General features: G+C 49.7%; 9 protein-coding genes. 2 read left to right on the forward strand and 7 right to left on the reverse strand.

All coding sequences use genetic code 11. The features are described 5' to 3' along the window. Positions 1 to 90: 90 nt before the first annotated feature. The 4 genes from EHSB41UT_RS04065 to tcdA form a co-directional block, all read right to left on the reverse strand. A complete protein-coding gene (locus EHSB41UT_RS04065; protein ID WP_087107180.1) occupies positions 91 to 1,410 on the reverse strand; it encodes a TPM domain-containing protein in 1,320 nt (439 codons plus the stop codon). Next, complete coding sequence (locus EHSB41UT_RS04070; protein WP_087107182.1) at positions 1,388 to 2,020, reverse strand: LemA family protein; 633 nt, start codon at positions 2,018 to 2,020, stop codon at positions 1,388 to 1,390. The genes EHSB41UT_RS04065 and EHSB41UT_RS04070 overlap by 23 nt, the downstream gene beginning before the upstream one ends. Before the next feature lie 120 nt (positions 2,021 to 2,140). After that, positions 2,141 to 2,710, reverse strand: a complete 570-nt coding sequence (locus EHSB41UT_RS04075; RefSeq protein WP_087107184.1) for an HD domain-containing protein — start codon at positions 2,708 to 2,710, stop codon at positions 2,141 to 2,143. A gap of 51 nt (positions 2,711 to 2,761) precedes the next feature. Continuing rightward, positions 2,762 to 3,547: a tRNA cyclic N6-threonylcarbamoyladenosine(37) synthase TcdA gene (gene tcdA / locus EHSB41UT_RS04080; RefSeq protein WP_087107185.1), complete on the reverse strand. Its 786-nt coding sequence runs from the start codon at positions 3,545 to 3,547 to the stop codon at positions 2,762 to 2,764. A 142-nt stretch (positions 3,548 to 3,689) separates the two neighbouring features. On the opposite strand from tcdA, the gene EHSB41UT_RS04085 reads away from it, so the two are divergent. After that, complete coding sequence (locus EHSB41UT_RS04085) at positions 3,690 to 4,223, forward strand: rhodanese-like domain-containing protein (protein WP_087107187.1); 534 nt, start codon at positions 3,690 to 3,692, stop codon at positions 4,221 to 4,223. A 20-nt stretch (positions 4,224 to 4,243) separates the two neighbouring features. Here the strand turns inward: EHSB41UT_RS04085 and nrdG are convergent, their stop codons facing one another. The 3 genes from nrdG to EHSB41UT_RS04100 all read right to left on the reverse strand — a co-directional run bounded on the left by nrdG (position 4,244) and on the right by EHSB41UT_RS04100 (position 9,289). After that, a complete protein-coding gene (gene nrdG / locus EHSB41UT_RS04090; RefSeq protein ID WP_087107188.1) occupies positions 4,244 to 4,726 on the reverse strand; it encodes an anaerobic ribonucleoside-triphosphate reductase-activating protein in 483 nt (160 codons plus the stop codon). A 21-nt stretch (positions 4,727 to 4,747) separates the two neighbouring features. Beyond that, on the reverse strand, positions 4,748 to 6,880 hold the full coding sequence (gene nrdD / locus EHSB41UT_RS04095; RefSeq protein ID WP_087107190.1) for an anaerobic ribonucleoside-triphosphate reductase: 2,133 nt from the start codon (positions 6,878 to 6,880) through the stop codon (positions 4,748 to 4,750). Between the two features lie 234 nt (positions 6,881 to 7,114). Further along, complete coding sequence (locus tag EHSB41UT_RS04100) at positions 7,115 to 9,289, reverse strand: hypothetical protein (RefSeq protein WP_087107192.1); 2,175 nt, start codon at positions 9,287 to 9,289, stop codon at positions 7,115 to 7,117. A gap of 234 nt (positions 9,290 to 9,523) precedes the next feature. On the opposite strand from EHSB41UT_RS04100, the gene EHSB41UT_RS04105 reads away from it, so the two are divergent. Next, positions 9,524 to 10,873: a YdgA family protein gene (locus EHSB41UT_RS04105; RefSeq protein ID WP_165767143.1), complete on the forward strand. Its 1,350-nt coding sequence runs from the start codon at positions 9,524 to 9,526 to the stop codon at positions 10,871 to 10,873. Positions 10,874 to 10,977 lie beyond the last annotated feature (104 nt).

Consider the following 10,977-nt stretch of genomic DNA (forward strand, 5'->3'; position numbering starts at 1 on the left):
CCAAACAGAGCCAGCGGGACATCTACGTAAAGCCCATCTGATATCGACAGATGGGCTTTTTGTTTTTCTGGGTGATGCAGTAATCAGCTTTTAAGGCTGCACCATGGCCAGCTCAAGTCTCTGCCCCTGTCTCTGAATTGAGAGCTTAAATTTCTCACCACTCTCCAACGCATCCAGTTGGGTAAAGAAGGCTCTTCGATTATCAAGTACCTTACTGTTAAAAGCCGTGATGATATCCCCTTGTTGCAGTCCCGCTGCTTCAGCACGGGAGCCGGGAATAATCCGTGATATCCAGGCCAGTGGTTTTGCCCTGCGATCATCAACAACGGTGAGCCCCCACGTATAGGAACGATTATTTTTTCGGGGATAACCATTGCGGTCGAGATTCAGATCCGAGAAGCCAAACCAATAGTGATGAAAGGCTTCCCGGTTCACCCGCCACTGGTTGTTGGCATTAAAGCGAATCGCATGCTGCATCATGGTTAGATCCAACTTCCAGACATCACCCTCACGGGCCAGAAACCAGGGTGAACACTGCCTCTGCTCCACCGGATAACGCATAACACCCAATGTGTGATCATGGTTCAGCATAATATTGGCAGAGCCACAGGATTTATAAGTGTGGGACATGTTTTTCATCTGAGATGAAGTCACCACCCAGTCTTTCAGCATTTCCTGCGTCTGCGCGGTATAAAATGACAGAGTGGGATTGGTATCCTGGTGCTCCATGGCGCTCATGTATGCAAGCACAGGATCCTGAGGCTCATTTCTCACCACGAGCGAAAAACTTCGGTTTTGGTAATCCTCTTTTGAAGCACCTTGCCCTAATTGCGCCTCACTCTGTGCGCCGGCACCGCCACTGCCTTTAACCCAAAGTTCAGAACTGACATCTACGGATACAGCAGCATTCTGGAAACGGTTCACAATAAGTTCTGTTGTCGCAACGATGCCATCAGCTACACGCATCTTTTGGAAAAAAGGCACCATCTGCTCACTTTCGATATAGGCGACAAAAGCATCCAGCATGATGGGTTCAAGACTGTAGCCCACTTCCAAGCGAACCTTGTCGGCATCAGGCTGTAAAACTAACAAAAGGCCTTTACCTGCCTGACTGTAATGCCCTACGTCCATAGCCCGAAACAGGTCTGCAGTTAGAATGGCAATATCATCTTGCCCGGGAATAATGACGATCCGGTAATCCACATCAAACTGTTCCAGCAGCCGAGAATGATATTGACCTAAATAATTCTGCTCGCGTTGATCGAGAAGGCCATAGTGATCATCCACGAGTACCGGTGTCTGTTGCAGTTGCCAGGCCCTAACAGCCAATATTCCAAGCACAACTGCAAACAATAAAACCAGAGCTATAGCCCCAGAGGTCAACCAGTCAGATGTCGAGTTGCGGTGCATGCCGACTTCCCTTTTCAGCCTTGAAGTAAACACCGGGAGTAAAATCGCCCAAACGGGCCAGCAGAAAACCCGGAAAGCCTTTCAGGGTTGCGTTGTAAGTTTTCACTTCACGATTAAAACGAACGCGGGCAATGTTGATCCGGTTTTCAGTTCCTTCCAGCTGAGCCTGTAAAGCCAGAAAATTTTCCGAGGCTGTCAGTAATGGGTAACTTTCTGCCACTGCAAAAACATGGTTCAGGGCACGATCTACCGATTGCTGTTGTTCGGCCAATTGCTGCACACCATCACTGTTCTTCCAGCTGATGGGCTGAGCTTTATTATTTTCCAGCATCTTGGAGAGTTCAGAGACCTGAGCGAGGGAGTCAGTTAATGCCCGCTGGGCCGTCACGTTCACCAGAACGGTTTGTTCATGGTCGGCACTGGCACGAACGGTTTTGACCAGAGCCGGGATCAGATCAGCCCGACGCTGATACTGACTTTCCACCTGCGCCCAGGCCTCATCAACAGATTCCTGTTCTTCAATCAGGTTATTCCACTGCCAACCAGTAAAAGTAAACGCCGTGATCATCGACAGGACCAGCAGCCCTGCAAACCAGGAGAGAAACTTCATAAAGTGGCTCCTTGCCGCTTTTTATTATTTTTCTACCGGGTAACAGCCTCCATACCCTGTGTACAATCAATTGGAACATATATCCGGATAAGCACCCACTCACCCGAATAACGGGCGTACTCAGGCGACTTCGATTTCTCGCTCAAGCACGCTCTGCAGTACAGCTTCGATGCTGCGCAGACCTTCGGTGGCCTGCTCCTGTTTTTTGGCCGCTTCGTCATACCGGCGCAGCGCGATAACATCATCCAGATCCTTGCGGCAACTGAACTCCGAGACCTCATCAGTACTCATTACACCGCCCTGCCAGTGCAGGGTTTCCTTGCTGGCTTCCGAAAGCTGATCGTAATAACCCGGCTCCATGGCACAAAGATAGCGTTTGGCCTGTACATGGCTGGCCACCAGTGTTGCTACCCGCTCAGGAAAGCCCAAGCTGCGGAGATAGTCTGCGCCCAAAAGATCGTGAGCCATGGTGCCATAGTCACCCATAGGTGCCGCGCCCTCAATTTCCAGCAGATGGCCAACATCATGCAGGAAGGCGGCCGCAACAACCTCATTATCACGACCCTCGGCAATAGCCAGATCTGCAGCCTGCAGGGCGTGATCAAGCTGGGAGATATCTTCTCCGTAGCTTTCCGCCCCATGATGGCGATAAAGGTCGATAATTCGGGCTATTGCTCTTTTGCTTTCCATAATACTCTCCAGCCTCTGACGGCTGTATTATAAGTCTCTGAACCGATGTCCTTACCGGTTCATCTTCTGGGTTAGTTTCTCAATGATCCGCGATACCGCAACAAAACCAAAGGTGGCTGTCACCATGGTAGCGGCTCCAAAGCCACTGGAACAATCCATCTTCATGGATTCACCTTCGGCACCCGGCTTCTTTTCACAAACACTGCCATCCGGCTGGGGATAACGAGCAGCCTCTTCAGAGAACACACACTCGACAGCAAAACGGCGTTTGGTATTTTTGGAAAAGTTATATCGGTAGCGAAGGAAATCCTTTACTTTTTTTGCCAGCGGATCCTGGAATGTTTTGGTTAAATCTGCCACACGGATTTTCAGAGGGTCAACCAGACCGCCTGCACCTCCCACCGTGATCACAGGAATCTTCTGCCGCTTGCAGTGAGCAATAATCGCCGCCTTGACCCGAAACGCATCAATAGCGTCCAGAACATAGTCGAAATGCTTGCCCAAATACTCTGCCACATTATCTTCGGTGACAAAGTCTTCAATTTGATGAACGGTCATATCCGGATTGATCGCCAGCATGCGCTCCGCCATCACCTGGGTCTTGGACTGACCAATCGTCTCTTTCAGGGCATGAATCTGGCGGTTGGTGTTGGTCACACAGATATCATCCAGATCAATCAGTGTCACCGTCCCCACTCCCGTACGCGCCAGCGCCTCAGCGGCCCATGAGCCGACACCGCCAATGCCGATCACGCAGATATGGGCATTGTGCAACGCTTCGCTGACCGGCTGCCCATACAGGCGCTGGATGCCACCAAAACGAGAGGAATAAGACATAACAGCAGATACTCAGAGGGATCAAAAGCAGAAAGCCGGTGATTATAACATTTGTGGCGAAGCGTTTTCAGAGTCACAGGAAAAAACAGTTTTCTCCAGCAGCTGACTATACTCCTGCAACATTTATGCAGGAGACGGCCTGATGCATTTTCTGGCGTCCTCGTTCCGCTCTATAGCCCTTCTTTTTACAACATTTCTGGCTCTTGTTTTTGCCACTATGGTGAGCGCAGAACAGTTAACGGAAAAGGCTCCCCCGCCTCAAACCGCACAAGTCGTAAAGGATGCGCCCAAAAGCAACCCCAAAGACAGTAAACGCCTCGATCCGGAGAAATATAAGATCTACCAGAACCGATTTCCCGATATCACTCTCAAAGAGCTGGGAGACAAGATGGCCAATGGAAAAGTTATTCTTATTGATGCCAACCGGGAAGATACGTATCAGAAAAATCACCTGCCAGGCGCTTATTCCCTACCGGCACTGATTGCAGAAAAGAAACACCTGCCTGATAACAAGAACACACTGGTTGTTGTTTACTGCGGAGGCCCACAATGCAGCGCCTGGATGAAGGCGGCTGATTATGCAGCCAGCCAGGGCTTCAAAAACATTCGCCATCTGTCGGCTGGAATAAAAGGCTGGACGGCCCAGAAGCTGCCAGTCGCTTCCGGGCCTGCATAAAAGCTATAGGGCCATAAAAACTAAAGGGATAAGTCGCCCGCCTCACGGCGAAGAATGCGCTGGTTGCGGCTGCCTTTCCAGGGCTGAGTAATATCTCGCTCAGCCTGGATATATGGCCCATCAACCAGTACATCCACATAAGCGACAACATCCCACTGGGCTGGTGTCAGCTCTTCCCGAACATAGCCGGTCCACATCCAGATGTTTTTATCCGGATAAGTCTCCTTCACCCGGCGCGCCAGACGGCCGACAGCTTCCAGATTCCCCGGATAAAGAGGATCGCCGCCGGAGAGGGACAGTCCGTTGCGAATAATCCGAGGATCGCCCAGATCTTTCAGGATCTGCTCTTCAAGCTCCAGAGTGTAGGGATGCCCGGAATCAGGCTTGATGGTACTGGCATTATGGCAACCTACGCACTTGTGCTCGCAACCACTAACGAACAGCGTGCAGCGGGTTCCCTCCCCATTGACGACGTCAATGGGGTAATACTGGTGATAGTTCATAAACGACTGAACCGGAATGTATTAAAGATGCTTAACCCGACGGGTCACTTCTTCCTGCTTGCCCTTGATAAAAGGACGACTGTTCGGCTGACCAAGGTATCCACACACACGACGGGTTACTGACATCTTGCTGGAATCACGATTCTTGCAGGATGGGCACTCGAATCCACGGGCCGTAGCATCAAACTCGCCTTCATAACCGCAGGAGTAGCAGCTGTCGATTGGCGTGTTGGTTCCGTAATAAGGCACCTTGTCGTAGGTATAGTCCCAGACATTTTCCAGCGCCTGGGTGTTGTGCTGCATATTCGGGAACTCGCCGTAGCAGATAAAACCACCGGATGCGTGATGCGGGTATTCCATCTCAAAGTCCACCTTATCGTAAGGTGTCACCTTCTTCTCCACATCCAGGTGGAAGGAGTTGGTGTAATAACCTTTATCTGTCACACCCGGCACCACACCAAATTCCTTCTCATCCAGTCGGCAGAAGCGATCACACAGACTTTCGCTCGGCGTGGAGTAAAGGCTGAAGCCATAGCCGGTCTCTTTCTTCCACTCTTCAACAGCACTGCGCAAACGCTGAACAATCGCAAGACCTTTCTCACGCAGCTGTTCGTTATCGTAGATATGCTGACCATCTTCTTTATTGCCATACAGGGCATTGATGGTTTCATGGATACCGATAAAGCCCAGAGAGATACTGGCACGGCCATTCTTGAAGATATGACTGACCTTATCCGTTGGCTTCAGACGAACACCACAGGCGCCTTCAACATAAAGGATCGGTGCAACACTGGCAGTGACATTATCCAGACGATGAATACGGCACATGAGCGCATCTTTGGCAACGCTCAGACGATCTTCCAGCAGTTCCCAGAAACGCTGCTCATCACCATGGCTTTCCAGTGCGATACGTGGAAGGTTCAGGGACACAACGCCCAGATTGTTACGGCCATCGTGAATCAGCTCGCCATTTTCTTCATACGCGCCCAGGAATGAACGACACCCCATTGGCGTTTTAAAGCTGCCAGTCACTTCCACCAGCTTGTCGTAGTTCAGGATATCCGGGTACATACGCTTGCTCGCACATTCCAGTGCCAGCTGTTTGATATCGTAGTTCGGATCGTCTTTGCTGAAGTTCACACCCTTGCGAATGGCAAAGACCAGCTTCGGGAACACCGGGGTCTTGTTGTTCTTGCCCAGACCACGAATCCGGTTCTTCAAAATAGATGTCTGAACCAGACGCTCTTCCCAGCTGGTACCAAGGCCAAAACCAAAGGTCACAAACGGCGTCTGGCCATTGGCGGTATGCAGCGTATTGATCTCATATTCCAGCGCCTGATAAGCGTCGAAGCAGTCCTTTTCGGTCCGTTCCATCGCATAGGCTTTGGCCTTCTCTTCCTCACCAATCCAGCGCACGCCTTCAGCCAAATGCTTGTCGTAAGTTTTACGGACATAAGGCGCATGGATTCGATCAATCTCGTTAATGCTGGTGCCGCCATAAATATGACTGGAAACCTGGGCAATAATCTGGGCGGTAATCGCGGTCGCGGTCAGAATGGATTTCGGCGTTTCAATCTCGGCGTTGCCCAGCTTGAATCCGTTGGACAGCATGCCTTCCAGATCAATCAACATACAGTTGAACATCGGGAAGAACGGAGAGTAATCCAGATCGTGGAAGTGAATATCACCCTTGTCGTGAGCTTCGCAGACATTACGCGGCAGAATATGCTGGCGCGCATAGTAACGGGCAACGACACCAGCCAGCAGATCACGCTGGGTCGGGATAATCTTGGCATCCTTGTTGGCATTTTCGTTCAGGATCTGCTCATTGTCCTGATTGATAATGCCGAGGATTTCCTGATTCAGGGTATTACGGGACTCGCGTTCAAGATCGCGGGTACGACGGAACTCGATATAGCAGCGCGCGGCATTTTTGTAGCGGCTGCGCATCATAATATTCTCAACACGAGACTGGACATCATAGATATCCACGGTCTCTTTCTCTTCACAAGCATGGCGGACGGACTCAGCCACAGACGCGACAAAATCATCATCTCGAAGGCCGGCATCATTCATGGCGCAGGCCACAGCCTTGATAATTCTCTGAATATCGAAAGGCTGCCGCGAGCCATCGCGCTTGATGATATCCGTCATTTTACAGCTCCAGAAAAGGAAGAGAGAAAAACTATATGTTGTAGTCGTAGAAATTTTAAACACTACATATTGTTCAGGCGTCGCATATTAGTGCAGAGAACGAAACTCCTGCAATATAGGAATTTCGCACTTGCAAATTGCAAAAATGAGGGAAAACAGAGAGACGTAAGTGTTCGCATACCTGCCAGAGGCTCATGCGACCACCACGGAGAAGAACAGGTAAAAACACTTACATCAAACTAAGCATCTCACCTGCGCTGTTTTTCGCGAGGTCTTGCTCTGCTCAAGAACAGGCCGCACTAGTTTTTGACTCACCCGGTTCAGCTTGTTTTTCTTTCTGGCAGAAAAGACTCTGCGCTCCAGAGATTTAAGCTGCTGGTTATAAGCCTCCCGCGCCTGCTGACCAGCCTCTTTAAGCTCTTCAAACCCTTTAATGTGTATACTGGAAGAATTCGGTAACAGGCGACGAACAATCGACTGATGCTTCTGCTCGCAAAATACAGTGTCAATGTCCGCTCCCAGCTGCACAGGGCGATCTATACGCTTCTCATAGAAATGGCTAAAACTGCGCGCAGCCGGCAGTGAGGTTGAGCCCAGCACCACGCCAAAGTCCTCATCGCAGCCCCAGCTTGGAGGCTGACAAACGGTGTTGTTTTCTCCACTGCAGTTTTTTTCAAGGCCGTTTTTTTCAAGACAATGCTCACGCAGAAAGGTAATCGCCTGCATGGCATTTTTCCAACGATGATGGACGTAGGCAAAATCCTCAAAGTCTTCAGGGGCCGGATCTACATAGTCTTTGTACTCTTTGATTGTTTCCAGATGGGCCAGTGAACCATCAATCATCTGGCAGGCTTTCTCTATCAGTGGATAGTATTCCTTTGCCTGTTCAGGGAACCATAGCTTGAGACGCTGATAACTGTAGGCAAGCGACTGAAACAAGGTATCGTCGTAGCAGAACTCGCGCATATAGCGATAGCTGACTTTACGGGAATAGACTTCCTGATTACCTTTCTCATTCTCTTCCAATCGTTTCAGAGCATACTTGACCCTGCCAATCATACGGTCACGAATTTTGTCGAAGCGGACACTGTCGGCATAATCCATGACCATAATCGGGCTTTCCAGCCCCGCTCCGGATAAGCCGGCTTTATTGACTGAGGCATGGGAGCAGACCTGAAACTCTCCTGCCAGAGGAACAAACCCGCACCCCACCAGATAACCACTGGGGATAACCATCTGACCGGAAGCGCAGATCCCATGGAGTGCAGATAACCTTGTGCCATGCAGAAAGGTCAAATGGGTAGCCGTATCTGTTGGCTGATTTTCCCGCATCCGGAAGTCAAGCCAGCAGTCATACATCTGATCAAACAACTGTGTTTCCCCATCACTGCAATCCAATGGATATTTGCCAAGACAGACTGAAGCCAGAGTCTTCTGGGTTATGTGAACACCTGAGCGGTGATTGCTTTGGCTGTACAGAGCCTGTTGCCAGAGATGAAATTCCTTCTGGCTATCCGAATTACGGCTACACAGACGTGCGATCAATTTCTCTATAGTGACGATCTGCTTTTCATGCTCCTCACGCCGAGAAGATGAACCCACAAGAATAGAGTTCCGCAAATAACCAAGATAACGAGTGATAGGGCGAGAGTGATTAGCCAGAATTTGTTCTGTTACAACCAGATCGGATTCTGAGAGTTGTTCCATATAAGCTCGGCCTTGGTCAACTTCTTCACACAGAACTTCAAGGCCGTCATAACAATTCTCTGGTAAAGGAGTTAACTGACATTGAGCAATCACTTTCAAACCAGCCATAAAGTCCGCGGGGGTCACATCGGCGCGGGCAGCCATATCCAGCAGCAGGACAAACGCATGCTCTGATGACAGAACATTTCTATTAAGCAGCGAACCAAGACCCCAGGCAGAACACTGTGACATAGCTTCCCTGGCTTGTGGCGATAGTGCGTATGCAGCAAGCCATTGATTTAACAGCGACTGACATTGATGGCTGATTTTTTGTTCGTTAACAAACGGAAAGAGAAACTGATCGTCATTTTCACTTGCTGTCTCAGCCATCTGCTGTGATGCAGTTTCATAGGCAATCAAGTAAACAACGAACAGAAAGGGGGAGTCGATATTTGCGACCGGATATTCATAACCACAGACTTTTTCGCAGGTTGTCTGCAGATCAAAGTCCGGCATTCTTTCCAAAGCCTGCACCAGCAAGGGATGATTCATCACTTGCTGGACAACGGTCTGCTCCTCACCAGCAAAAACATCTTCGTCATCTGAGAGGTTAAATTTATTTCCCTCAAGCTTAACTTTGCTTTCTTCAAGCGTCTGACTTTGCGACCGCGTAACAACACCTGAATAGCCTGTAGTCAACAACCGGTTATCTGTAGACAGCATCACACCATCCCCTGGCAATCAATTCAGGGCTTTGAGCGTTAATAGTTTTGAGTGTTCCTCGGGAATAACTGTCGCGTTAGTCCATTCAGGTTGGCTGAAATGAACCTCATTTAGGGCGCTTTCGGCCTTTAAAATAAACGTCAGTGTTGTAACATCGGCCCGTCTGCCGAAATTGAATCTGGCAGAATATCCATGACCAATAACAACGTTCATACAATCCACGGACAGGACATAATGAAAAAAGTCGTTCTTGCTTCATCCGTTATCGTGCTTGCAGGTGTTCTGGGAACGCCTGGGCTGGTTGGCTCTCTCGCCAAAGACCGTTTTGATGAAACCTTTGCAAAACTCTCCACTCCCGATATTCGTATTGAATGGGAAAGCTATGAAAAGAGCTGGTTCAGCTCCAAGGGTGTAGTAAACACCCATATCAACCTGCCACTGGACCCGACCAAGCCGCCGTTAAAACTTGATCTGAAATATCAGGTCACCATGAATCATGGCCCGGTTATTCTGGGAGATGGCCTGCAATTCGGCTGGGCCAGCTGGAACAGTGATATGACCAATGCCGGTGAACTCATGGCCGACTGGCCCGTTGAAGAGATGCCGGCCATTACCCAGACGGGCCTGATCAACCTGCTGGGAGATATCCATTTCCAGGATACGGTTTCTGCTTTTGTTCTGAAGGACGATGAAGATCGGGCCAATATTGGCGCCTTTACCGGTACTGGCATGCTCTCCGGTGAAAACTTTGCCTATGAAGGTGGCGTTGAAGAGATCAAGGTTATGGCTAAAAAGGCCGGACAAGATCTCATACTGAAAAAACTCGCCGTTACCATGAATGGTATTATGCCCAGTGACTATACCTATGGCGATATGATGCCTGGTCACTTTGGCTTCACCGTAGACGGTCTCTATGCCGGCGACGAGTACCTGTTCGATAAGCTGGGGGTCTTTGCGGACGTCACGCTTAATGAGCAAAAGGATGCCGGTGATATTACCGTTACCTATTCGGCTGATAGGGTACAGACCCCGGAGCTGATGCTGACCCACGCCAAAGTCGAAGCTTCTCTGCGTAACTACAGCGTCGAATTCAATCGTGCTTACACGCTGGCTCTGCAGGAATATATGCGTGACGGTGGCGATCTGGCGAAGGCTGAAGAGCAGATGCTGATGGTTCTGACAGAATCCTTTGACAAGCTGATGGCTGGCAAGCCTGAACTAGATATTGCCAACATTACCTTTACTCTGCCGGAAGGTACCTTTGCCAGCAGTGCCAACCTCAAGCTGGATAACTATGACATCACCCTGCAGCAACTTATGGATCAACACTTCCTGCGGTCTAATATGAACTTCAGTGCTTCCGCATCCGCTGACGAGCTGCTGGCTAAAAAACTGGCTCTGATCGCAGTGGAAAGTCAGGCACAGGGACAACCTGTTGATGAGATGCAGGTCGAAATGATGCTGGGCATGATGACAGCAACCGGCATGGTGACTCTGAAAGATAATAAATATGTTTCAGAAATTTCCATGAAGAATGGCTCTGCCGTTGTGAATGGTCAGCCTGTTCCGCTGCCGGGTGCTTAACGCACCAAGCAATAATCCCTCCCCAAAAAAAGAACTGATGCCCTGCTAAAGGCATCAGTTCATTCTCTTCGCAATGTTTAGCTATATCTCCGAGATACCAATTC

Source organism: Parendozoicomonas haliclonae, assembly GCF_900174585.1.
Classification (GTDB): domain Bacteria; phylum Pseudomonadota; class Gammaproteobacteria; order Pseudomonadales; family Endozoicomonadaceae; genus Sansalvadorimonas; species Sansalvadorimonas haliclonae.

Bases quoted from the DNA above. Each gene is read 5' to 3' on its own strand.
- EHSB41UT_RS04065 (WP_087107180.1), bottom strand. From the start codon at position 1,410: ATGCACCGCAACTCGACATCTGACTGGTTGACCTCTGGGGCTATAGCT.
- EHSB41UT_RS04070 (WP_087107182.1), bottom strand. From the start codon at position 2,020: ATGAAGTTTCTCTCCTGGTTTGCAGGGCTGCTGGTCCTGTCGATGATC.
- EHSB41UT_RS04075 (WP_087107184.1), bottom strand. From the start codon at position 2,710: ATGGAAAGCAAAAGAGCAATAGCCCGAATTATCGACCTTTATCGCCAT.
- tcdA (WP_087107185.1), bottom strand. From the start codon at position 3,547: ATGTCTTATTCCTCTCGTTTTGGTGGCATCCAGCGCCTGTATGGGCAG.
- EHSB41UT_RS04085 (WP_087107187.1), top strand. From the start codon at position 3,690: ATGCATTTTCTGGCGTCCTCGTTCCGCTCTATAGCCCTTCTTTTTACA.
- nrdG (WP_087107188.1), bottom strand. From the start codon at position 4,726: ATGAACTATCACCAGTATTACCCCATTGACGTCGTCAATGGGGAGGGA.
- nrdD (WP_087107190.1), bottom strand. From the start codon at position 6,880: ATGACGGATATCATCAAGCGCGATGGCTCGCGGCAGCCTTTCGATATT.
- EHSB41UT_RS04100 (WP_087107192.1), bottom strand. From the start codon at position 9,289: ATGCTGTCTACAGATAACCGGTTGTTGACTACAGGCTATTCAGGTGTT.
- EHSB41UT_RS04105 (WP_165767143.1), top strand. From the start codon at position 9,524: ATGAAAAAAGTCGTTCTTGCTTCATCCGTTATCGTGCTTGCAGGTGTT.